The organism is Candidatus Amarolinea dominans (genome assembly GCA_016719785.1).
GTDB lineage: Bacteria > Chloroflexota > Anaerolineae > SSC4 > Amarolineaceae > Amarolinea > Amarolinea dominans.
Genome location: JADJYJ010000001.1, coordinates 236,133 through 258,888, shown reverse-complemented (window position 1 = coordinate 258,888; position 22,756 = coordinate 236,133). Strand labels below are relative to the sequence as shown.

The 22,756-nt window shown below is 62.0% G+C and carries 26 protein-coding genes and 2 pseudogenes; 27 read left to right on the top strand and 1 reads right to left on the bottom strand.

Annotation, left to right across the window (positions count from 1 at the left end):
- Positions 1–29: 29 nt before the first annotated feature.
- From IPM84_01160 to IPM84_01080, 17 genes and pseudogenes are all read left to right on the top strand, one after another.
- Positions 30–311 carry a sugar transferase gene (locus IPM84_01160; protein MBK9091394.1) on the top strand — a complete coding sequence of 94 codons (282 nt, stop codon included), beginning with the start codon at positions 30–32 and terminating at the stop codon, positions 309–311.
- Positions 312–745: 434 nt separating this feature from the next.
- Positions 746–1,042 (top strand): annotated as a pseudogene (locus IPM84_01155) (DegT/DnrJ/EryC1/StrS aminotransferase family protein).
- A 450-nt stretch (positions 1,043–1,492) separates the two neighbouring features.
- Entirely contained in the window at positions 1,493–1,867 is a 375-nt protein-coding gene (locus tag IPM84_01150) for a type II toxin-antitoxin system VapC family toxin (protein MBK9091393.1), read from the top strand.
- Between the two features lie 84 nt (positions 1,868–1,951).
- Positions 1,952–2,464, top strand: coding sequence for a DegT/DnrJ/EryC1/StrS family aminotransferase (locus IPM84_01145; GenBank protein ID MBK9091392.1), 513 nt, complete (start codon positions 1,952–1,954; stop codon positions 2,462–2,464).
- A 232-nt stretch (positions 2,465–2,696) separates the two neighbouring features.
- Positions 2,697–3,038, top strand: a complete 342-nt coding sequence (locus IPM84_01140) for a hypothetical protein (protein MBK9091391.1) — start codon at positions 2,697–2,699, stop codon at positions 3,036–3,038.
- A gap of 4 nt (positions 3,039–3,042) precedes the next feature.
- Complete coding sequence (locus IPM84_01135) at positions 3,043–3,426, top strand: DUF4926 domain-containing protein (GenBank protein MBK9091390.1); 384 nt, start codon at positions 3,043–3,045, stop codon at positions 3,424–3,426.
- Positions 3,366–3,746, top strand: coding sequence for a DegT/DnrJ/EryC1/StrS family aminotransferase (locus IPM84_01130; GenBank protein MBK9091389.1), 381 nt, complete (start codon positions 3,366–3,368; stop codon positions 3,744–3,746). Before IPM84_01135 ends, IPM84_01130 begins: the two co-directional genes overlap by 61 nt.
- 418 nt (positions 3,747–4,164) lie before the next feature.
- On the top strand, positions 4,165–4,671 hold the full coding sequence (locus IPM84_01125) for a nucleotidyltransferase domain-containing protein (GenBank protein ID MBK9091388.1): 507 nt from the start codon (positions 4,165–4,167) through the stop codon (positions 4,669–4,671).
- Complete coding sequence (locus IPM84_01120) at positions 4,658–5,113, top strand: HEPN domain-containing protein (GenBank protein MBK9091387.1); 456 nt, start codon at positions 4,658–4,660, stop codon at positions 5,111–5,113. Before IPM84_01125 ends, IPM84_01120 begins: the two co-directional genes overlap by 14 nt.
- A 73-nt stretch (positions 5,114–5,186) precedes the next feature.
- Positions 5,187–5,318: pseudogene (locus IPM84_01115) on the top strand (DegT/DnrJ/EryC1/StrS family aminotransferase).
- A gap of 254 nt (positions 5,319–5,572) precedes the next feature.
- Positions 5,573–5,926 (top strand): hypothetical protein, encoded by a 354-nt coding sequence (locus IPM84_01110; protein MBK9091386.1) that lies wholly within the window; start codon positions 5,573–5,575, stop codon positions 5,924–5,926.
- Between the two features lie 153 nt (positions 5,927–6,079).
- Positions 6,080–6,280, top strand: a complete 201-nt coding sequence (locus tag IPM84_01105; GenBank protein ID MBK9091385.1) for a hypothetical protein — start codon at positions 6,080–6,082, stop codon at positions 6,278–6,280.
- 118 nt (positions 6,281–6,398) lie between these two features.
- Positions 6,399–6,902, top strand: a complete 504-nt coding sequence (locus IPM84_01100) for a hypothetical protein (protein ID MBK9091384.1) — start codon at positions 6,399–6,401, stop codon at positions 6,900–6,902.
- Positions 6,899–7,276 carry a hypothetical protein gene (locus IPM84_01095; GenBank protein MBK9091383.1) on the top strand — a complete coding sequence of 126 codons (378 nt, stop codon included), beginning with the start codon at positions 6,899–6,901 and terminating at the stop codon, positions 7,274–7,276. The genes IPM84_01100 and IPM84_01095 overlap by 4 nt, the downstream gene beginning before the upstream one ends.
- A gap of 308 nt (positions 7,277–7,584) precedes the next feature.
- On the top strand, positions 7,585–7,884 hold the full coding sequence (locus IPM84_01090) for a DegT/DnrJ/EryC1/StrS family aminotransferase (protein ID MBK9091382.1): 300 nt from the start codon (positions 7,585–7,587) through the stop codon (positions 7,882–7,884).
- A gap of 750 nt (positions 7,885–8,634) precedes the next feature.
- Positions 8,635–8,961 carry a hypothetical protein gene (locus IPM84_01085; GenBank protein ID MBK9091381.1) on the top strand — a complete coding sequence of 109 codons (327 nt, stop codon included), beginning with the start codon at positions 8,635–8,637 and terminating at the stop codon, positions 8,959–8,961.
- A complete protein-coding gene (locus IPM84_01080; protein MBK9091380.1) occupies positions 8,958–9,350 on the top strand; it encodes a hypothetical protein in 393 nt (130 codons plus the stop codon). Before IPM84_01085 ends, IPM84_01080 begins: the two co-directional genes overlap by 4 nt.
- Before the next feature lie 140 nt (positions 9,351–9,490).
- On the opposite strand, the gene IPM84_01075 is transcribed toward IPM84_01080, so the two are convergent.
- Positions 9,491–9,721, bottom strand: a complete 231-nt coding sequence (locus tag IPM84_01075) for a hypothetical protein (GenBank protein ID MBK9091379.1) — start codon at positions 9,719–9,721, stop codon at positions 9,491–9,493.
- Between the two features lie 524 nt (positions 9,722–10,245).
- Between IPM84_01075 and IPM84_01070 the strand changes: the two genes are divergently transcribed.
- From IPM84_01070 to IPM84_01025, 10 genes are all read left to right on the top strand, one after another.
- Positions 10,246–11,424 carry a nucleotidyltransferase family protein gene (locus IPM84_01070; GenBank protein ID MBK9091378.1) on the top strand — a complete coding sequence of 393 codons (1,179 nt, stop codon included), beginning with the start codon at positions 10,246–10,248 and terminating at the stop codon, positions 11,422–11,424.
- 442 nt (positions 11,425–11,866) lie between these two features.
- Positions 11,867–12,244 carry a hypothetical protein gene (locus tag IPM84_01065; GenBank protein MBK9091377.1) on the top strand — a complete coding sequence of 126 codons (378 nt, stop codon included), beginning with the start codon at positions 11,867–11,869 and terminating at the stop codon, positions 12,242–12,244.
- A gap of 5 nt (positions 12,245–12,249) precedes the next feature.
- Positions 12,250–13,620 carry a C39 family peptidase gene (locus IPM84_01060; protein ID MBK9091376.1) on the top strand — a complete coding sequence of 457 codons (1,371 nt, stop codon included), beginning with the start codon at positions 12,250–12,252 and terminating at the stop codon, positions 13,618–13,620.
- A 341-nt stretch (positions 13,621–13,961) separates the two neighbouring features.
- Positions 13,962–14,807 carry a nucleotidyl transferase AbiEii/AbiGii toxin family protein gene (locus IPM84_01055; protein ID MBK9091375.1) on the top strand — a complete coding sequence of 282 codons (846 nt, stop codon included), beginning with the start codon at positions 13,962–13,964 and terminating at the stop codon, positions 14,805–14,807.
- Between the two features lie 95 nt (positions 14,808–14,902).
- On the top strand, positions 14,903–15,241 hold the full coding sequence (locus tag IPM84_01050) for a hypothetical protein (protein MBK9091374.1): 339 nt from the start codon (positions 14,903–14,905) through the stop codon (positions 15,239–15,241).
- On the top strand, positions 15,238–15,588 hold the full coding sequence (locus IPM84_01045; GenBank protein MBK9091373.1) for a hypothetical protein: 351 nt from the start codon (positions 15,238–15,240) through the stop codon (positions 15,586–15,588). Before IPM84_01050 ends, IPM84_01045 begins: the two co-directional genes overlap by 4 nt.
- 214 nt (positions 15,589–15,802) lie before the next feature.
- Positions 15,803–17,005, top strand: a complete 1,203-nt coding sequence (locus tag IPM84_01040) for a putative DNA binding domain-containing protein (GenBank protein ID MBK9091372.1) — start codon at positions 15,803–15,805, stop codon at positions 17,003–17,005.
- A gap of 242 nt (positions 17,006–17,247) precedes the next feature.
- The gene (locus IPM84_01035; GenBank protein ID MBK9091371.1) at positions 17,248–19,272 is read left to right on the top strand and encodes a polysaccharide biosynthesis protein; all 2,025 of its coding nucleotides are present in this window, start codon (positions 17,248–17,250) and stop codon (positions 19,270–19,272) included.
- Between the two features lie 393 nt (positions 19,273–19,665).
- Positions 19,666–21,360: a polysaccharide biosynthesis tyrosine autokinase gene (locus IPM84_01030; protein MBK9091370.1), complete on the top strand. Its 1,695-nt coding sequence runs from the start codon at positions 19,666–19,668 to the stop codon at positions 21,358–21,360.
- Positions 21,361–21,375: 15 nt separating this feature from the next.
- Positions 21,376–22,749 carry an O-antigen ligase family protein gene (locus tag IPM84_01025; protein ID MBK9091369.1) on the top strand — a complete coding sequence of 458 codons (1,374 nt, stop codon included), beginning with the start codon at positions 21,376–21,378 and terminating at the stop codon, positions 22,747–22,749.
- The last annotated feature ends 7 nt before the right edge of the window (positions 22,750–22,756 follow it).

The following is a 22,756-nucleotide window of genomic DNA, read 5'->3' as shown; positions in this document are numbered from 1 at the left end:
TAGCGTCAACACGATTGATACTGTCATCCATGCGTGACACTCTCCTGACCCCCGAACAGCGCCGCGTCCTGTCCGTGCGCCCCGGCATCACCAGCCCCGCCTCCCTGGCCTACCGTCACGAGGAACAGTTGCTGGCCGGCGGGGATTGGGAGACTCACTACCGCACCCGCGTCCTCCCCGACAAACTGGCCCTCGACCTGGCCCTCGACCTGGCCCTCGACCTGGCCCTCGACCTGGCCTACTTTGCCCGGCGCACCCTGCTCAGCGACCTCGCCCTCATCCTGCGCACCCTCGCCGCCGTCTTCGCCTGACCCTCCATCTTCTATTCGGAACCAGCAGTCTCGCATCCTTGACTTGGCCAAGAACTTAGCTAGAATAGGATCTTGCCAGGGAGATCGAATCGTACACTTGTAAGCGGGAATAGACTTCACTCTTCTGCCTGCGGAAACAGGCGCAATTCGTGTCTGCTTGCAGTATACATTCTTGGCACAGAGGCGCATTTCCTCACGGACTATGGTGATGAAGCGAGTTACACGCTGCCCTGGGACTTGTTTACCAGGCAGACTGCCGAAGATGCGCTGCAGTCGGCGCAGCGACTAGTTCAGATGGCGCGTACGTTACAGGACCTGATTAGAACTTGGCGACAGAGCCAATCTGACCTCTGACCTCTGACGTGTATCTCCCTCTCCCTTCCCCACATGTCCGGCCTGGAGCAGCAGTTCGTCCAGGAAACCTTCGCCTCGAAAACTACCGCCTGAGCAATGTCCTGGCCGCCATCGGCCGCGGCCAGTTGCGCGTCCTGGAGCAAAGAGTGCAGCGCAAACGAGAGGTCTTCGCGTTCTACCGCCATGCCCTGGCTGGCGCTTGCCCCCCCGGCCCCCAATTTTGGGGGAGAGGGATGTGTTTCCCCCAGGATTGGGGGGTAGGGGCGCGCGTGGCGGAAACCCTGTTTGGACACGGTCTCTGTCTCCCCTCCGGCTCCAACCTGAGCGAGGCCGATCTGACCCGGGTGGCGGCGGCGGTGCGGTTACTGAGAAGATAGAGCAACAGCCTCGCTGCGGTTGACCGGCTGGGTTAGGGTACGTATAATGGGATGAGTACTCAGTTTTTGGTGGTGCGTGAACTGGAGGTTTGCCATGAGATACACGGTCATGTTACGACAGAACTCAACGGGAAGGTACATTGCTGTGGCGCCTGCCGTCCCCGACTGTCGGGGGGTGGGTAGAACGCGACACGAAGCCTTAGAACGTTTGCGACTAACGCTCGAAGATTGGCTGCGCGGGATCGAGGTGACTTCCGTTGAGGTGTCTACCCCCTCGACGGCTCCAGGCGCGCAAATAAATCCGTGGCTGGATACAGCGGGTTTATTTGCCGATGATGCAACACTGCAACCAATGTTGCGAGAAATCTATGCTGAGCGTGCCGCTGAGAGGCTGGTGGAGTGACTACGCCGCAGTATATCCTCGATACGGATACGGTGACGCATCAACAAATGGGGCGAGAGTCCGTATTGCGGCGACTTACTTCCGTGTCACCTGATCTGGTCTTCACGACCGTTGTCACCTTGCGCGAACAAGTGAGAGGCCGGTTGGCCGCTGTCGATCAGGCAAGCGAAGGAGATGACTTACTGCTGGCCTATGATCGCCTGCTGGCTACGGTGCGCTATTTTGCGCATGTCAATGTGTTGTCTTTTTCACCGGCAGCGGCGGCGACGTTACAGAAGCTGCGTGATCAGCGGATACGTATTGGCACTCAAGACCTGCGTATTGCTGCCATCGTGTTGGCGGTTGGGGGGACGTTGGTCACAAGCAACCGCAGAGATTTCGAGAAGGTACCAGGGTTAACCATCGAGGATTGGAATCGCTAACGAGAAGCCCGAAGTGCAGTCAACGAGACGTTCTACCTGGCCCTTGAGCCACAGAAGATCAACATCTGCCCGGTGTGGAAACCTATGCATTTGCAGTCGGTCTTCATTGACAGTGAGCGCCTCTCCTGGAACCTCGACCCGGCCCTGGTGATCGAAACCATCGAGCGCAAGGTGCGGCAGGGCAAGCGCCCCAAAGCGGTCATTCCCGTGCATCTCTACGGCCAAAGCGCCGATCTCGACCCCATTCTGGAGGTCTGCGCACGCTGTGACATTCCCGTCATCGAGGACGCGGCCGAGGCCCTGGGCGCCACCTACAAGGGCCGGTCGCCGGGTGTCTTTGGCAAGGCCGGCATCTTCTCCTTCAATGGCAACAAGATCATCACCACCTCCGGCGGCGGCATGTTGGTCTCGGCGGACAGAGACTTGATCGAGCACGCGCGCAAGCTGCCCACCCAGGCGCGCGATCCCGCGCCGCACTACCAGCACTCGGAGATCGGCTACAACTATCGCCTGAGCAACGTCCTGGCCGCCATCACGCCCCCCCCGGCCCCCAATTTTGGGGGAGAGGGATGTGTTTCCCCCAGGATCGGGGGGTAGGGGGGGGGCGGCCGGCAGGACATCCGCTTGCCCCCCCGGCCCCCAATTTTGGGGGAGAGGGATGTGTTTCCCCCAGGATTGGGGGGTAGGGGGGCCGAGGCACTCTTTCGGGATGGGCTGTGTCTGCCCTCGGGGACGGCCATGAGCGATACGGATCTGGCGCGAGTGGCGACGGTGGTGCGGGGCATGCATGGAGCACCCCCGGAAGGGCGACAATCTGTGAGTTCCGAAGATGCTGTTATCTGAACTTGCCGGCCGTCTTATCATGGATTCCCGCAAACTAGTGGAGTATGCACTCAACCCTGACGCGCCACGTGGAAGACACAAGGCGCTTGTCTTTGAGCGTGCTCTGGGGTATACTCTGGACAACTGGCAGCATTTGCTCAGTCAGCTCGAAACGTTGGCGCCTCAAGAAGAAGCGCGCTTGCTTGGTGCTGACCGCTATGGGTACCGCTATATGGCCGATTTTCTGATCACCGGTATCAACGGCCGACAAGCCACTGTCCGTACCGGCTGGATCGTTCGCACAGAAGAGGATGCGGTACGCCTCGTGACGTTGTGGGTCGAGGAATAGTCAGATGCAGGTTGCAAATCTATTTGACGTAGTAGAACTAATCGTGGATCTGCCCCAACACAAGCTCTACGCTGGCATGCAAGGCACCGTCCTGGAAGTGCATGGCGACGGCAAGGCATTCGAGATCGAGTTCAGTGATGAACAGGGGCAGACATTGAGCTTCCTGGCACTACCTCCAGAACAAATTGTTTTAGTTTGGCGCGCCCAAGAAAAACAGTGGCTTTCAATGGCCGATCGTGTCGCCGCCCTAATTGCTCGGCTTCCGGCGCCTGCCGGTGCTGAGGTGCTGGACTTTGCACGTTTCTTGAGTGTGCGCACTCACCAACGATCCCGCGTTCAGGCCGCAAATGTGCTGGTGGCCGAACCCCCGACAGAATACCACACATAACCGCCCTGCCTCAGCTTCTGGTCCGCAATCGCTGTGGCCGAGACCACCTGCTCGGCAGATTCACCCGCATCACCGTGGATCCCGCGCAGTTCGGCGCCACGCGCGCGGCCATTCGCCTGGCGCTGGAGCGGGAGGACATCGAGTCCCGTCCCCTCTGGAAGCCCATGCACCTGCAGCCAGTCTTCGCCGGCTGCGAAGTCGTGGGCGGCGACGTAGCTGCCGCGCTGTTTCAGCACGGGCTGTGCCTGCCCTCCGGCACAGCCATGAGCGAAACGGATCTCGAACGGGTCGCGGCGGTGATTCAATCGCTTCGCAGATAGGGTAACTGCTCAGGCATCCGGCGCCGACTGCAAGCCGCCGAATGAATTCGGGCCGCAAGGGCGCTCCGCCGCCAGGTCGGCGCTCGCCGACCGGCATTGCGCCCACGCCGCTGAGCGCCCGGCGGTACGCTCACCAGGCGTGATTTCAATCGCTCGCCTGCGGCGGTGCGCCGCCTGGGCAGGCGACCTCGCCCTCATCCTGCGCACCCTCGCCGCCGTCTTCGCCTGACCCTCCATCTTCTATTCGGAACCAGCAGTCTCGCATCCTTGACTTAGCCAAGAACTTAGCTAGAATAGGATCTTGCCAGGGAGATCGAATCGTATACTTGTAAGCGGGAATAGACTTCACTCTTCTGCCTGCGGAAACAGGCGCAATTCGTGTCTGCTTGCAGTATACATTCTGGCAAGGGAGGTAGAAATGACAGTGATGACCGTGAACGTGCATGAGGCCAAAACGCAGCTCTACGACATTCTAGTCCAGAAATTGGCTGAACACTTCGGCGAGCGCCTAAAAATGCTCGTCCTATTCGGTTCGCAGAGCCGCGGAGAAGAGCGTCGAGACAGCGACCATGATATCTTCATGGTTGTGGAAGATCTCTCTCATGATCCCCTGGTGCGTCAGCGAGAAATCATGACGCCTTTGCTGCCTGTCCTGATCCATCTGCCTGAGCGTCTGTCGGTGATTGCCAAAACACCGCACGAATTATTGGGCAATCTCTCGCCTTTGGTGATGGACGTCTGCATGGATGGGATTGGTCTCTATGGGCAAACGTATTTCGAAACTTTGCAGGTCAAAGTGAGACAAGCATTACACGATGCCGGCATGCAACGCCGACGCCTTGCTGGTACTTGGATGTGGATGTTTCCCGCACTTCCTAAGAAGGAATGGGTCATCACTTGGGAGGGCTATCGTGAGCGCGTCTAGAGATGTAGCGTATCGGATTGCTCTTGCCGCAGGTTTTCTCGTTGAGGCGGAGCAAGACTTGTTGCTCGAACGCTGGCGCTCCTGCGTTGATAACGCACAACTGACGGTGGAAAATGCCGGCAAAGCTGCGCTGGCCTTGTTTGGAATCGCGCCGAAGACGCACGACCCCGCCCGTCAGATTGCATCCATACTGCGCCAGCAGGCTTTGCCGGCCGAGGTGAGCGAACTTTTGCGCGCGATGCTGCCCGATCTGCTCATTCTTGGCACAGAGGCGCATTTCCTCACGGACTATGGTGATGAAGCGAGTTACACGCTGCCCTGGGACTTGTTTACCAGGCAGACTGCCGAAGATGCGCTGCAGTCGGCGCAGCGACTAGTTCAGATGGCGCGTACGTTACAGGACCTGATTAGAACTTGGCGACAGAGCCAATCTGACCTCTGACGTGTATCTCCCTCTCCCTTCCCCACATGTCCGGCCTGGAGCAGCAGTTCGTCCAGGAAACCTTCGCCTCGAAAACTACCGCCTGAGCAATGTCTTGGCCGCCATCGGCCGCGGCCAGTTGCGCGTCCTGGAGCAAAGAGTGCAGCGCAAACGGGAAACCTTCGCGTTCTACCGCCATGCCCTGGCTGGCGCTTGCCCCCCCGGCCCCCAATTTTGGGGGAGAGGGATGTGTTTCCCCCAAGATTGGGGGTAGGGGGGTCGCCGGCCGGGAGGACATCGAGTCGCGTCCCCTCTGGAAGCCCATGCACCTGGCCCCCTGCCCCCAACGCTGGGGGGACTGGGCTACTCGTGGGCGCAGCGGCGATCAGGAAGTGTCCTGGGCTATGATAGAGCCGTTCGTGGTACCCAGCCAGGCACTGAAGGCGCGCTATGCATTTCTTGATCTTTGGGAGTCCATCTATGGCAACAATTGAGCAGATTTCTGCGGCAATCCTGCGTGACGACAGCTTGTTGACGCGCGCGCTGGTTCAAGAGTTTTTGCGCAACCAGCCTGTGTTAGCGGATATCCCGCGGCCCGAGACAGATAACCCGACCTTGGTGGCGGCGGCGGCCCTTCTGGAACTCTTCGCGTTGCGTACGCAGCAATCAGCGCCAACATGGACGCGGCAAGTCGGGCCGATGGAACAGCCGCGCTATTTACTAAAATCAGCGATTCACATGCGTCGCTTGCGCGACCTGTGCCGGGATGCTGCGCCTGAGCCTTTGCGTCGCCGCCACTTGTATGCCCCTCCCGATTACCTGGCGTTTGCCTGATGCCTGCCAGATGACGGTGAGGGCATCCGCCTGGCGCTGGAGCGGGAGGACATCAAATCGCGCCCTCTCTGGAAGCCGATGCATCTGCAGCCTGTGTTCCGGGGTTACGAGGCGATCCTCCCCCGGCCCCTCCCTGCGAGGGAGGGGAGAAGTGTGGCCGAGGCGTTGTTCCGCGATGGCCTCTGCCTGCCCTCCGGCGCCGCCATGAGCGAGGCTGACCTGGCGCGGGTGGTGGAGGTGGTGCGGTCGCTCCATTCAACCCACCCCCCGACCTGGCCCTTGACTCACCCTCCCCCTCGCGCCACGCCCCCCGCTCAACCAACCTCCCCCCTACGCTCCGCCCCCGATCTCTGATCTCTGACCCCATCTCCCCATCTCAGTTTTTGCGGGCTGGCGCGGGTCCGAGGCGAGTCGCGGCTTGTGTTTTGTGATCTGGTGGTGTATCATAGCCAACATGAGAGTGAGTGCTGATGTGTTAGACGCTCAGAGCGGTGGAGATCGTAACGCCGTCGAGTTGCTTGGTCGCCTGATTACGCCGGAGATCGTTCGTCAGGTGATCCAGAAGGCCAGCGCGGTCAATTGGGGCGCTCATTTTCTGCGTTGGCGTTACTTCGATGTCACCCATGCCGGCAGGGCGTATCACCGCGGCACGCTCGTTGCGACAGCACTCTGGCATCTGCTGAAACGCATCTATGTTGACCAGGATTGGCCGGCCGATACGACACTGGATCAATTGAACGCCGATGCCAGGGCCACGATTCAGGCGGGCGACACAGAAATCTGGTGTTACGGGTATTATCGCATCGACCCGCCGCGCCTGCAATGGGGTTTCTTCAATTCTTCGATGGGCATCGCGGTGGTGTACGATGACGAAGCGGATCTGATTGCTACGGTCTTCAAGCCGGTCGAGGGGACGCGTTTCTTTGCGGGACAACTTTCCGCGTACCGGGTTGACCGTCAGGAGTGGGCAATATGAGTACAACAGAGCAACTTGAGCGCTTGTTGCGCAAATACTATGGCTATGTTGCCGATCTGGAAGGAGCGGGGGTTGAGATCCTGGATCTCCTCGCCATTCGGGATCAGATTCAGCTTCTCTTGGAGCAAAGTACGCCCGAAAGTGTGTTGTCGCAGCGCTTGTACAACCAGGTGTATCAGTTGGATGACGTATTCTGGCGGGAAAGAGATGTCTTCTTACAAGTGATTGGCGGACGCGAGCTGCGTCATGCCCGGCTCCAACGCCAAAGCCCCCGTTCACATTGGTGGTGGTATCTTGACCAACTCAAGGCGTCTCCGAGAGTGGTCGGTGAACCGGGGCAATGGCTGGCCCGCGCTTTTGCCCCTGCTGGCTAGAGGTAAGGAAGTGGAGAGGGTGAGAGGGTGAGAATCGAGTTGGCTATCCGCCGTTACATGCAGCGTGAGGTGGACTTGCGTAGCGGGGCGGCGCTGGCGGGGGTGTCGTACAACCGCTTCTTGCGCGAAGTACAAGCACGCAACGTGGTCGTCCTGTAGGAAGACGGATTCCTGGATCGCCTGGCGTTTTTGGCTGGGGCTGTTAGCGACGATTCTTTGCAGGCCGCGGTCAATAGAGCAATGGCGCAGCCGGCGCCGCATCCCGAAGCGTCGCGGTCAACCGATGGCGCTATTGACCAACATGAGCGATGATGCGCAATTGCAAACGCAGGCCGCGGCCGAAGCTAGCGCATCGCTCTTACCACCCGCATTGCGTCGCCGGCAAGAGGTTCTCGTGGTGTAAGCACTCGGAGATCGGCTACAACTATCGCCTGAGCAACGTCCTGGCCGCCATCGGCCGCGGGCAGTTGCGCGTGCTGGATCAAAGAGTGCAGCGCAAACGGGAAATCTTCGCGTTCTACCGCCATGCCCTGGCTGACCGTCATCACGCCCCCCCGGCCCCCAATTTTGGGGGAGAGGGATGTGTTTCCCCCAGGATTGGGGGGTAGGGGGGCCGCCGGCCGGGAAACCATCCGCCTGGCCCTGGAAGCGCAGAATATCGAGTCCCGTCCCCTCTGGAAGCCCATGCACCTGCAGCCCGTCTTTCAGGGCTGCGAGGTGACCCTCCCCCGGCCCCTCCCTGCGAGGTGACCCTCCCCCGGCCCCTCCCTGCGAGGTCCCCCTCCCCCGGCCCCGCCCTGCGAGGTGACCCTCCCCCGGCCCCTCCCTGCGAGGTGACCCTCCCCCGGCCCCTCCCTGCGAGGGAGGGGAGAAGTGTGGCCGAGGCGTTGTTCCGCGATGGCCTCTGCCTGCCCTCCGGCGCCGCCATGAGCGAGGCTGACCTGGCGCGGGTGGTGGAGGTGGTGCGGTCGCTCCATTCAACCCCCTCCCCGACCTGACCCTTGACCCACCCTCCCCCTGCGCGATGCCTCCCCTCAACCAACCTCCCCCCTTCCCCTGCACCCGCACCTCTAATCATAAGGCGCGCGGCCACACTGCCAGGTGCGATTCCTCTGCGCCCTTTGCGACCTCTGCGGTGAAAATGTAGTTACGTTTGCTGTTGCGCCGCGCCCATGTCGCTGAATACCCGGCGATGCGCGGCCTGGGCAGGTGAACATTGAATCATTGGCAAGCATGACGCACACCGCACACCATGCCAGATCGGCCGCAGAGACCCAGGGAAGCTTCATAAGTGGATTGGTAACAACGAGCGAAATGAGGTAGAATCGGAAAGACTTGATGAGAGGAGGCATATTGAAATGAGTCTGGGCGGACAAACATTGAGCAGGATTCAGTCCCTTGAACGGCTATACCGACGCGGATACCGCAGCAAGACAGTGGATACCACGATTGATAAACTTCTATCACTGGAGCGGGATCATGCACGTCGCGAATTGGTACGGATCGAGCAGCACCTTCACGCGTTCGAGGCACAATACCGCCTCCCATCCGAGGAGTTCTATCGCAGATTTCAAGCCGGCGCCCTCGGTGATGCTGCCGATATGTTCGAATGGAGTGCCTTCTACCAGATGTGGCAGTCAGTTGAAGAGCAGCTGGCGACGCTAGGCAGTGAGGCCAGCGGATGAACGCGCAGTCTCACTTGGAAAAAATCAAGTCCAAGTTGGCAGGCGCGACCACAATCGCTCAGATTACAGTAGTTCAAGAATATGCCCTACAAGATCGAGGCTTCTTTCGTGCCCGGCTTGTTTTGACCAACGGCGACTTTGTTGAGGTATCGGAGTTCTTCACCATCGTTGGCGGCCAAGCAAGGCTCGTAGAGTATCGTCACCAATGGATGGATTCGTCCCAACAGATCCTACGTAAGCGATGGGACAACGCCAGGCACTATCCAGATCTTCCGAACCATCCTCATCACATCCACATCGGTGGAGAAACACATGTCGAACCAGGACGTCCCCTGGGTATTGTGGATGTGGTGGATGTCATCACGGAAGAGGTATCCACACAACCATAACTCGCTGCTACCTTTGCCTGCCCCACTTGGAATTGCTGTTGTTGGTGGGGGTCGGGAGCGGGAGCGGGAGCGGTTCTGTGCTATACTCAGCACAATTTTGCGCGAATTGTAGCCCTCGCCTGGTCAAAACTACAGGGCGATTACTCGTGTTGTTGCAGTTCCTTAATTGCCTTCCGGTATTCTTCTTCATCTTCGTAGGCTCGTTCAAAGAATTGACCGTCTCTGCACCCATATACGGCCCAACAAGCCTCGATGGACCGATAGAAAAACTGGGTCTGCTCCTTCCCTGCCACACTGAAATAACCCTTCAGGAAACCATAGAAATACGCAATGAAGGCATTCATCTCTTTACGGCCGAATTCTTCGGCCAAAGGCTCGTGATAGACATCACGAGTATACTGTTTGTCACCAGGATCTATGACGCGGCGAAAGTCGAATCGGCGCCGTCATGGTTGGGCACGTCGAAAGTGATGCCAGGCCAATTGTGGCCTACTGCTGATTGTAGCACAAAGCGGTGATGCGGACTACTGATACTACGCCTACAACTTTATAGACGGCATTGACGGCATCGCCGCAGGGCAGGCGCTGGCGGCCTCTGGATCGTCATCGCGCTGGTGCTGGGTGCGGTCGCTCCATTCAACCCACCCCCCGACCTGACCCTTGACCCACCCTCCCCCTCGCTCCACGCCCCCCCCCTCAACCAACCTCCCCCCTTCCCCTACACCCGCACATCTAATCGTAAGGCGCGCGGCCACACTGCCAGGCGCGATTCCTCTGCGCTCTCTGCGATCTTTGCGGTAAAAACGCAGTTACGTTTGCTGTTGCGCCGCGCCCACGTCGCTGAATACCCGGCGATGCGCGGCCTGGGCAGGTGAACATTGAATCATTGGCAAGCATGACGCACATCGCACAACATACCGGATCGGCGGCAGCGCCCCAGGCAATCGTCTCGTTCGTGCAGGCATTGGTTTCCTCACGTCCACAGGCCCTGGGCGAATGGCTGGCGGCCAACCGGTTGGACGCGGCCCTGGCGGCCTGGCTGCACGGTCAGGGAATGGCGCCCTTCGTTTTCTACCGCCTGCGCCAGGATCAGCTCCAGGCGGCCGTCTCGTCCGCCGTCCTGGCCCAGTTGCAGCACGCCTATTACCTCGCTGCGTCGCGTGCGGCGCTGCGCGCCCGTGAGTTGACCACCGTGCTTCAGGCCCTGGCCGCGCATGGCGTCGTGCCGGTGCTTTTCAAGGGTGCAGTCCTGGCCCACACGGTCTACCCCAACTACGCCTGCCGGCCGATGAGCGACCTGGACCTGTGGCTTTCGGATGCAGAGATCGAGGTCGCTGTCCATGTCCTGGCGCAGATCGGCTATGTTCAACGCGTCAAGCCTGCTCGTCCCGCGGCCCTGCAGGCGCTGCATGAGGGCGAGTTCAAGTTCTACGGCCCCACGCCGGATACCGGGCTGATCGAACTGCATCGAGGGGTTTTTGCCGGCCAGTGGCTGCATCGCACCACCCGCGCCAGGTCGAGCGAAACGTGCGAACGCCTGGCGCCGGTTGTAATTGCCGGCCAGCCGGCGAAGATGCTCTCGCCTGAGGACGCCCTCTTGCAGTTGGCCCTGCACCTGGCCGTCAACCATCAGTTCTCCTACCCCTGGGTGCGCGGCCTGGTGGACATTGCCCTGCTGGCGCGGCAGCAGCCGGTTGACTGGGTTCTCGCGGCTGAACGGGCGCGAGCCTGGCGCGTGGCTACTCCCACCTGGCTGGCCCTGGACCTGGCCCTGTCCATCGTGGGGTTGAGCGAGGCGCGACCTGCGCTTGCCCGTCTGGCCCCATCCCCGCTGCGCCGCTGGGTGCTGCACCTGTTCGTCAACCCGGGCACGCTGCTTCAGCGCCGCAACATCACCACCGGCCCCCTCCGGTTTCTGTTCCTGTTGGCCATGGTGGACCGCCCGCTCGATGCGGGCCGGCTGCTGGGCCGGGCAGTCTGGCCCGAAGAGGCATGGCTGGCAGCGCGCTACGGAACCGGCGGACTCCGTGTGCGGGCACGGCACACCTTCAACGCGATGAGAGGAAGGTTATGAACCTACCCGCCCCCCTAACCCCCGAAATCGGGGGGGACTCGCTCTTCCTCTCCCCGAAATCGGGAGGGACTCGCTCTTCCTCTCCCCGAAATCGGGAGGGACTCGCTCTTCCTCTCCCCGAAATCGGGGGGGACTCGCTCTTCCTCTCCCCGAAATCGGGAGGGACTCGCTCCTCCTCCCCCCGAAATCGGGGGGGACTCGCTCTTCCTCCCCCCCAGGATTGGGGGGTTGGGGGGGCCGAGGCGTTGTTCCGGGATGGGCTGTGTCTGCCGTCGGGGTCGAGGCTGACCGCGGCCGATCTGATGCGTGTGGCAGCAGTGATCCGGTCGCTGAGGAAATCGGATCCATGGTTGGCCTGGTGCGATTGACCGGCTGGGCGAAGTGGGTATAATGGGGTGAGATGGAACGAATCGAGTGCGTAGCAATTGATGGAGGTGGTCCAATGGAGCGAGCTCATCAGACGATCAGTGGTGATGGATTGCAGATTCCTCTCCCCTTGATGCAACGCTATGGGTTGCAGCCAGGGGCTCAAGTTGTGTTGGAATTGGGGGTTGAAGGTATTCGTGTTCTGCCGGCCCTGGCTCATCGTGCGAAGATAGAGAGCAGAGCACTGCGCCATCTGCTGCGCCATCTGGGCGATGCGGTGACCATTGAAGCGCGACAACGTGAAGACGCATGGCGAGTGACCGTTTTCGCGTCGGACAGTTTGAGGCCGATCGGCGAACTGATCTACGATTTGGCTGGCGATTTCCTTGAGAAGCCTTCGACTCCGCTGGAGACCATGCGTCGTCGCGCGGTTGAGGTCATGGGAGATCAATAGAACTCGTGCTCAACGTTCCTCATTGCAGACAGAAGTCCCCCGATGCGTGTTTGCCAGCCTGTGTGCGCATGGTGCTTGCCTATCGAGGTCGCAAGCACGATGAGCAGGAATTGGTGCAGGCTTTGGGCACAGTACGCGGCCTGGGCACAAATCCAGAAAGCGCGATCACCGGCCTGGAGAGCATGGGCTACCATGCTCTTTGGTTCGAGAATGCAACGTTGGAACGCCTCTTGGTAGTCAAGGTTTGGTCGTGTGGGTATCGTGAGCAGAACACTTCTTCCCCTCACTCAACCAACCTCCCCCCTACGCTCCGCCCCCGGTCTCCGGCCTCCGATCTTCGATCTCCGATCTCCGGTCTCCAATCTCCGATCTTCGATCTCCGGTCTCCGATCTCCGGTCTCCAATCTCCGATCTCCAATCTCCGATCTTCGATCTCCGGTCTCCGGTCTCCGATCTCCGATCTCCGATCTCCGGTCTCCAATCTCCGATCTCCGGTCTCCGATCTCCGGTCTCCGATCTCCGGTCTCCGATCTCCGATCTCCGATCTCCAATCTCCGGTCTCCGATCTCCGATCTCCGATCTCCGATCTCCAATCTCCGGTCTCCGATCTCCGATCTCCGATCTCCGGTCTCCGATCTCCGATCTCCGATCTCCGATCTCCGATCTCCGATCTCCGATCTCCGATCTCCGATCTCCGATCTCCGATCTCCGATCTCCGGTCTCCGATCTCCGATCTCCGGTCTCCGATCTCCGGTCTCCGGTCTCCGGTCTCCGATCTCCGATCTCCGGTCTTCGATCTCCGATCTCCGGTCTCCGGTCTCCGGTCTCCGATCTCCGATCTCCGGTCTCCGATCTCCGATCTCCGGTCTCCGGTCTCCGATCTCCGATCTCCGGTCTCCGATCTCTGCCCTCTGCCGCCCGCAAATCGCTTGGCAAGGCCTCTCGGCTGTGCTATACTTCCTCCCATCAGAATGATCGTTGTGGTGGAGACTCAGATGCAAACACAGGTGACTTTACGACTTTCTGACCGGCTTTATCGTTCGGCGACCCGTTTGGCGGCGGGCGTCAAGCGTCCGGTTCGCGCGGTACTAACCGACGTTCTTTCTTCGGCCCTGGATGCGTGGGACGTCAAAGAGGATGCCATCGAACACTGGTCCGATCAGCGCGTCCTCAGCCAATGCGACGCGCAAATGTCGCTCAGGCAGAGCGAACGGCTGAGCGAACTCCTGGACCGCCAGCAAAGCGGCCAGTTGACGGTAGATGAAAAACCTGAGTTATGGGCCTTGATGCGCGTCTACGAGGCAGGACAATTGCGTAAAGCCGAAGCCCTGGCGGAAGCCGTGCGGCGCGGCCTACGGGCGCAGCGTAACGCATGACTCCCGGCTTCATTTCCGGCGCCATGCGGACGCAATTGCGAATCGAAGCGCGCGGCTTGTGGTCGCGTCACCGTAGCGGCTCTGAACTTGAACAATCCCTTCGCTGTGGAGACGCGGCGTCATTGGGCACGTGCAGGGTGGCATCCACCGCAAGATTGAGGCTCTGCTACAGTGGAGGGACTTGCCGGTCGGGGCTTGTATCCACAGGGATCCGGTGATGTCCCAGCGTCGTGGTAACACTTGGTTGCCCAAGATTGACCGGTTGTGGCCAGCGAGTATAATACGAGGAAGAATGTAATGAGGAACCAGTTCACTCTTCGTTGGGGCAGCAAAACCTTACCATGATCAACCAGTTCTGCCGCCAGGCAACACCTGAAGAAATTGCCGCTTATCATCACCAACTCTACCCCTTGCAGGACATCGTCTTTGAAGTGGCCTCCATCTTCCAAGACACGATCTACCTGACAGGCGGTACTGCCCTGGCGCGTTTCCACTTCGATCATCGGCTGTCAGAAGATCTGGATTTCTTCACACAAGGATCCCAGTTGCAGTATATCGCCAATGAATTGATTGCGCGTTTGCAGCAGCGCACACTGACGGTTGCGGTGGAACAGTTGTCGGCATGGTTTGTCCGTTTCTTCGTTGCCGATCAAGGGATCCGCCTCAAGGTTGACATGGTACGCGACACGCACCTAACCGGAGAACTGACCCGACTGCCGCAGGGCATTTACACGAATTCATTGACAGATATTGGCGCCAATAAGATCACGGCCTTTGAGGATCGCGCCGCGATCAAGGACATCGTTGATCTCTACTATATCTGTCAGGACTACGACCTGCCTTCCTTGTTCGCCCTGGCCGATCAGAAACGTGTGCCCGTTGCCTACGAACATCTGTTGACAATCAACCAGCAAGGAATATCTGGCAGCGCTTTGCTGACAAAACCCCTGTCCGACCAGGCCGTAGGCGCGTTTTTGACGCAGCTGCGCCTGGCAACCGAAGCAGAGATAAAAAAAAAAGAACAAACAGCGGCACAGGAAACTGAGCAGATCGTTGCCGGTTTGTTGTGGGATTATCCGCCAGAGGCACGCCGGATCACAACACGATCGCGACCGGTTCTGCGGCGGCGCCTGCCGCAACTGGCTCTGCCCCGCCGGCGCGTGATCGAGGCCTTGCTGAACGCGTAACTTTATGCATGGGGACTTCCTTATGCCACAGTGATCGTTCCATAGGTAGCCTTCTGGTGAGATTGGAGCCATGGAGATAGGAGATAGATGAAACGATGATCCACCTGCTTGACCGCCCAGCGACGCCGCGCCAGGTCCAGGAGATGTTGGAGGTCTACCCGATCCTGGTCAAGATCGTGGTGGATATTCGGCGACGACTGTTGGCCGGCGGCGGCGAGATGCATGCCGATTGCGAGGCGTTGTTGCTGGCAGAAGGCAGCGAACAGGATGACCTGTGGGGCGCCAACTGGTATCCGGCCGAGCAGCGCATCGAGTTCGAGTCGTTGATCAACATCCGTCCGCGACTGGGCAATCGCAGCGTTATCATCCAGAACGAAGATGTCCGGCAGCAGGTCGCAGCGATCACCCGTGAACTGTTGGGAGGTGTTCAGTGAAGAATCGCGAGCGGATTCAGGCGCGCTACCTCAGCGATGCGTTGCCCTTGCGTTTAGCCGGCCTGGCAGCCGACCTGGGCCGGGTGGCGTCTTCGGCCCGGCATGAGACGGGGGGCGCGGTGGCCGCTGCCATGCTGGAGGAGAGCCAGTATTTGATCGAATGGACCGCGGCCGCAGCGCCGATTGAACTGGCGGCGGAATTGGTGGACCTGCAGGCACTGCTGGCGCTCTGGCGCCGGGCCTGGCCCGAAGCGCAGCAGATCCCACTCCTGCGCAGCCTCCTGGCCGTGCAAGCAAAACAGTGGGCCGACCAGGTCATGCGCCACGTGGCCGAGGACGTGCGCTGAGCGCGCATCTGTCACGCCACCGCTCTTGGGGTTCCAGGGTCGGCCGCAAGCGGGCTGGTGCAGGGCCGCGGCGGGTGCATTTCAGTCCTGGGGCACAGCCCACGCAGGTGGGCTTCGCAGTCGTTGCAGCGACTTGCAGTCGCCAGGCCTGCGGGTGTATGATGTGTCTCAGTGGGTGGACTCACGGTGCGATTGCGCCACGGAGGTGGATGAAATGACTACCATACTGGACGAAGTTGATCTGCTCCGCATGATCGCAGAGGGCGAGGGCCAGAAGCAGGAATTCAAGCGCCTGATTGACAACCAGGAAAGCGTGGCAGGCGAGATCGTGGCGTTCGCCAACAGCGACGGTGGCGTGCTCTATATTGGCGTCGAGGACGACGGCAGCATCGTGGGCGTGGCTGATCCCGACGTGGTCTTTCAGACCCTGACCAACCTCTGTCGCGATCGTTGCATTCCCCCCGTTAGCCCGATCATCGAGCAGCTCGTCCTGGCCGGCCGGACCGTGCTTGCGTTGACCGTCAAGCCGGCGCTCAACCGACTGAAGCCCTACCGAACGGCCGGCGGCCGTTTCTACGTGCGCGTGGGGCGGGATAAGAAAGACGCCACAGGTCGCGAATTAATGCGCATCGCCCAGGCAGCCGGCGAGTTGCACTACGATGAAAGCCCGGTGCTCGGCGCCACGTTGGCCGAGCTTTCCCTGCCGGCCTTCGAGGCCTATCACCGCGTCCAGTTCGGCCTGACGTTGGAGGAACAACTGGCGCAGAGCGGCCTGGATCTCCCGCAGTTGTTGCGCAACCTGCGGCTGTTGCACGACCTCGACGGCGAGCAGATGCTCAGCATCGCCGCGCTGTTGATCTTCGGCCAGACGCCGCAGCGTTGGCTGCCGCAAAGCCGCCTGTCGGCCGTGGCTTTTGCCGGCAGCGATGAGGATGCGGACATCCTGGATCGGCGCGAGATCATGGGCCGGCTGCCGAACATCATCGAGGATACCCGCGTCTTCTTGGAGCGCAACATTCGGATGCCCGCGCGCGAACACGGCTTCGGCCGCGAGGACATCGTGCTGTATGATCGCAAGGCGTTGGGCGAGGCAGTGGTCAATGCGGTCGCCCATCGTGATTATAGCCTGAGTGGGTCGCAAATCCGGGTCTTTCTGTTCAGCGATCGTATCGAAGTGCGCAGCCCTGGTCGGCTGCCCAATTCGGTTACGCTGGACAACATCAAGTTGGGGGTCCATGCCGAGCGCAACCGGGCGATCGCGACCCTGCTCACGCAATTGGGCTACATGAGTGCGATCGGCACCGGGGTGCCGCGGTTGATCGTCCGCCTGTCTCGCCAGTTGGCCGGTCGGGAGCCGGAGTTTGAGATGATTGGCGAGGAGTTGCGCGTGCGTATCTGGGCGCGGCGCGTTTCTTGAGTTGCAGAACACTCCCCACACACTTGAGCCGGACGGTCTACGCAAGAGGAGCACAGCTATGGCCAGCGATCCGGACTTCAGACAATTGATACGCGTGCGTTATGATCGGACGGGTGATGGTAATCGTTCAGGCTTAGATTTGGGAGCATCCAGAAGACAAGCCCCGTCGTCGTAATGTCCAATCTGAAATTCCCACGAGGTTCATCGCCATGCCAACACCCGTAACCCCAGGCCATCCCTGGATGAACAGACTGCTGCGTCTGTTGTTGAAACTGCGTAATCGTCACTTCCTCGCCCTCGACATCCTGATCGCGCTGCTGACGCCGACCCTGGCGCTCCTCTGCCTGCGCACCGACAGACTCTCCCTCACGGCCGACGCCCTCCCCCTAATAATCATCACCGCGGCCTTCCTCTGCGTCAAGCTGGCCGTCTTCTTCCCCAACGGCTTCTACCGGCGCTACTGGCGCTACGCCAGCATTGACGAGCTGACGTTGATCGCCGCGGGCGTCATTCAGTCCACGCTGCTGCAGACTCTGATCTTCTTCGTCATCCTGCGCCCTCTGGGCTTGATCGGCCCTGGCTTTCCGCGCTCGCTGCCGCTGCTCGACGGCCTGCTGACCCTGGCGCTGGTGGGCGTTACGCGCTACAGCACGCGGATCGCCGAGCGCCTTGACCAGGTCTATCACGGTCGCGCCAACGCCACGCGCACCTTGATCGTGGGCGCGGGCGCGGCCGGCCTGATGATCGTGCGCGAGATTCAGAGCAACCCGCTTGCCAACCTGCTGCCGGTCGGCTTCGTGGATGACGAGCCAGACAAGCTCGGCGCCGTCATCCGCGGCGTGCGCGTCCTGGGCGCGCGCACCGAACTGCGTCAGTTGCTCAAAGAGACGAGCGTTGGCCTCGTGGTCATCGCCATGCCCACCGCGCCCGGCAAGGTGATTCGTGAGATCATCGCCACCTGCGAGCAGGCCCAGGCGCCGGTCAAGATCATCCCCGGCCTGTACGAACTGCTCGATGGCACCGTCAGCGTCAACCAACTGCGCACCGTGCAGATCGAAGACCTGCTGCGGCGGGAGTCGGTGCAGATTGATGGCGCGGCGGTGCAGGCCCTCCTGCGTGGCAAGCGCGTGCTCGTCACCGGCGGCGGCGGCTCCATCGGTTCCGAACTGTGCCGCCAGATCTTGCGCTGCAACCCGGCCGAACTGGTCATTCTGGGCCACGGTGAAAACTCCGTCTTCGAGATCGGCAACGAACTGCAGCGCACCCTGGCGAAAACGCCGCGCGCCGTCGCGCCGCGGCCTCTGGTGCGCAGCGTGATCGCCGACGTCCGTTTTCCAGAGCGCCTGCAGGCCATCTTCGACGAGGTCAAGCCGCAGATCGTCTTTCATGCCGCGGCGCACAAGCATGTCCCACTGATGGAGGCCAATCCGGCTGAAGCCATCACCAACAATGTCCTGGGTACACGCAACGTCCTGGCCGCGGCGCAGGCCGTGGGCGTCGAACGCTTCGTCATGATCTCCACCGACAAGGCCGTCAACCCCACCAGCATCATGGGCGCGTCCAAACGGGCGGCCGAGCTGCAGGTGCGCGAGGCGGCCGCAGTCAGCGGACGACCCTACGTCGCGGTCCGCTTTGGCAACGTGCTGGGCAGCCGGGGCAGCGTGGTGCTCACCTTCAAGCAGCAGATTGCGGCCGGCGGCCCGGTCACCATCACCGATCCGGAGATGACCCGCTTCTTCATGACCATTCCGGAGGCGGTGCAGTTGGTCTTGCAGGCCGCGGTGCTGGGGAATGGGGGCGAAGTCTTCATGCTCGACATGGGCGAGCCGGTCAGAATCCTTGACCTGGCGCGCGACCTGATCGAACTGTCGGGCCTGCAGGAGGGGCGCGACATAGACATCGTCGTCACCGGCATGCGCCCGGGCGAGAAGCTGTTCGAGGAGCTGTTCGTGCCCGGCGAAACCTATCAGCCCACTGCGCACGAAAAAATCATGATCGCGGCCCGGGCCAGTCAGCGCCGCGCGCCGCGCCTGTCCGCCGCTGTAGACGCCCTGGTCGCCGCGGCGCGCGCCAACGATGCCAATGCCATCCGGGTCGGCCTGCTGCACCTGGTGCCGGAGTACACCCCCACAGACAACCAGGACGATGCGCCCCCTGCCGTCGCGCCGCCGCTGCACCCCCCGCCCGCCGAACACAGCTCTGGCCGCCGACTCTCTTCCCCCCTTCTCCTCTCCGCCCCGCGGAGAGGAGAAGGGGCCGGGGGATGAGGTGAGGCCCACGACAGCCGACTCTCTTCCCCCCTTCTCCTCTTCCCCCCTGCTCCTCTCCGCACTCTCTTCCCTCTTCCCCTCTTCCCCCCCTTCTCCTCTCCGCCCCGCGGAGAGGAGAAGGGGCCGGGGGATGAGGTGAGGCCCACGACAGCCGTCCTCTTCCCCCCTTCTCCCCCCTTCTCCTCTCCGCACTCTCTTCCCCTCTCCCCCCCTTCTCCTCTCCGCCCCGCGGAGAGGAGAAGGGGCCGGGGGATGAGGTGAGGTGAGGCCCACGGTCTCTTGTCTAAATCCCCCCATTCAGGTACAATAAGACTGTCTCCACCTGGCGAGCCAGAACAGGGATTGACCATGGCCTTTACCGCCAACGATATAGAAGGATTTTGATTCATCATGGAATTACGTCAGTACGCCAACCTGGCTCTCAAATGGTTTTGGTTGGTCGCCCTCTGCACCCTGGTGGCTGCCCTGACCTCCTTTGTCGTCAGTCGGCGCACCACGCCGGTCTATGAGGCCGGTTCCACCCTGCTGGTCAGCCAGGCCAACTCACCGACCAGCGGCTTGAGCTACAGCGACCTGCTCTACAGCCAGCAGGTGGCGCGCACCTATTCGCAGTTACTCACCGAATATCCGGTGCGTGAGGAGACCGCCCGCCGCCTGGGCCTGCAAGACCTGGATGGACTCAAACGCCTGGGCGTGAAGATCAGCGCGTCGCCGGTGCGTGATACGCAGCTCATCCAGTTGAAGGTCGAGAGTTACGACCCGGTCCTGGCCAGGGAGATTGCCAACAACCTGCCGTTGATCTTCATCGAACAAACGCAGACCTATCAGAAGGGCCGCTATGCCCAGACCCGCGCCGATTTGCAGACGGAGCGCGCCAAAGTAGAGACCGACATCCAGCAGACGCAGGAGCGCATCAACAGCCTGCAGGGTCAGCAGACGCTGACCGATGAACAGCGCCTGGATCTCTCGCGCCAGCAGACGATGTTGCGCCAGTTCGAGACGACCTACGCCTCCTTGCTCAACTCCCTGGAGCAGCTGCGCCTGACCGAAGCGCAGACCGTGGACAACATCGCGGTCACCACGCCGGCGCTGACGCCCATTGCCCCGATTCGCCCGCGCACGCTCACCAACACCCTGCTGGCGGCCATCGTCGGCGCCATGCTGGCGCTCGGCCTGGCCTTCCTGGTCGAGTACCTGGACGATACCATCCATGACTCGGAGCAGGTGCGCGATCTGCTGGGCCTGGCCACCCTGGGCGCCATTCTGCGTGTGCGGCCGCGGGACAACCCCGAGGCCGCGCTGGTCACGCTCGACAAGAAACATTCGCCCATCGCGGAGGGCTACCGCGTCCTGCGCACCAACATTCAGTTCAGCGGTGTGGATGAGCCGGTGCGCGCGCTGTTGATCACCTCGGCCAGCCCGCAGGAGGGCAAGAGCACCACGACCGCTAACCTGGCCGTCACCCTGGCGCAGGCCGATCAGCGCGTCATCCTGGTGGACACCGACCTGCGTCGGCCCACCGCGCACAAGCTGTTCAATTTGAGCAACAATGTGGGCATCACCAGCGCGCTGATGCAGCGCGCGGACGAGGCGGCGGACGCGGTGCTGCAAGACACAGCGGTCAGCGGGCTGCGTGTGTTGACCTCCGGCCCGCTGCCGCCCAACCCGTCGGAGCTGTTGGGCAGCGAGCGCATGCGTCACCTGGTGGAGCGGCTGCGCAGCCAGTGCGATGTGCTGATCTTCGACTCGCCGCCGGTGATGGCTGCGGCCGACGCCGCCATTCTTTCGACCCTGGTGGACGGCACCCTGCTGGTGATTGACGCCGATAGCACGCGGCGCGCGGAGGCGCTGCGCGCGCAGGAGACGTTGGCCAAGGTGGGCGGCCGCCTGCTGGGCGTGGTTCTCAACAAGCTGGGCGAGCGCAGCAGCGGTTACTACTCGTACTACTACTATTATTACAGCCGTGATGGCAAGAGCGAGCGCCGCTCACGGAGCGCCTACCCGCGCTGGCTGCCGCGGCGGCTGGTGCGCCGGGTTTCCGCCTGGCTCGAACGCCCACGACCCGCGGCCGAGCCAAAGAGTTGAGCCGGCGCACGCCCCATGCCTGCCGTTGAACTGCCCACGCGCCTCTCGCCCGCGCCTTTCTGGCGCGGCAACCCCCTGCGCCATGCGGAACTGCTGCTGGCCCTGGTCGGCCTGCTGACCCCCCTCTGGCTCTTTTCGACTTACCTGCCCCGCCCAGCGCCCTGGATCGCGCTGGGCGGGCTTTTTTTGCTCTTTTTGGGCCGCTCGCTGGCGCTGCGCCGCTGGCACGGCCACACGCCGGCCGACGCCGCGCTGCTCCTCCTGGCGCTGACCCTGCCGGTGGGCCTGTGGGCCAGCGCGGACCGCGGGGTCAGCCTGCCCCGCGTCTGGGCCTTCGTGGCGAATCTGGCCCTCTTCTGGGCGCTGGCCGCCCAGGCCCACAGCCGCTGGCTGCGTCACGCGCCCTGGGGGCTGCTGCTGGCCGGCCTGGGATTGGCGGCCGCCTTGTTGCTCGGCACCAACTTCGGCGGCAACAAGCTCCCCTTCATCCAGGCCGACTTCTACAGCCTGCTGCCCGGCGGCTGGCGGCCCTTCTGGAACCCGGCCGGCTTCAATCCTAACCTGAGCGGCGGGCTGCTGGCGCTCTTCTGGGCGCCCGCGGTCATGCTGACCCTGGCGCCCACGCGCTGGCCCCTGCGCCTGCTGGCCGCGTTCACCACCCTGCTCTTGACCGCGCTGCTGCTGCTGGCGCAATCGCGCGGCGCGCTGCTGGGCGCGGCCATCGCCCTGCCGGTGATGACCGTGCTCTACCGGCGGCGCTGGCTGTGGGTCTGGCTGCTGCTGCTGGCCGTCGGCCTGACCTGGGCCTGGCGCGCCGGCATCAGCCTTTCACCGGACACGCTGCTCGGCCAGAGCGCCGTGCTCGGCGCGTCCAGCCTGCAGGGCCGCATCGAACTCTGGAGCCGCGCCCTCTACATCCTGCAGGACTTCGCCTTCACCGGCGTCGGCCTGGGCATGGTGCAGCCGGTCGTCAACCTGCTCTATCCGCTCTTCACCATCGGGCCGGACGCCCAATTCCTGCATGCCCACAACATCTACCTGCAAACCGGCGCGGAGATGGGCTTCCCCGGCCTGATCGCCCACCTGGCCCTTTACCTCACCCTCCTGGCGCTGCTCCTGGCCGCCATTCGCCGCACCGCAGACGACCCCCAGCGCCAGGCCCTCCTGCTCGGCCTGCTCGGCGCCCTGCTCATCTTCCTGCTGCATGGCTGTTTCGAAGTCATCACCTACGCCACCCGCGCCGCCATCGTCGTCTGGGCCTTCTTCGGCCTCATCGTCGCCGCCGCCACCCCGCTCTCCCCCCCTTCTCCTCTCCCCCCCTTCTCCTCCCCCTCCTCTCCCCCCCTTCTCCTCTCCGCACCGCGGAGAGGAGAAGGGGCCGGGGGATGAGGTGAGG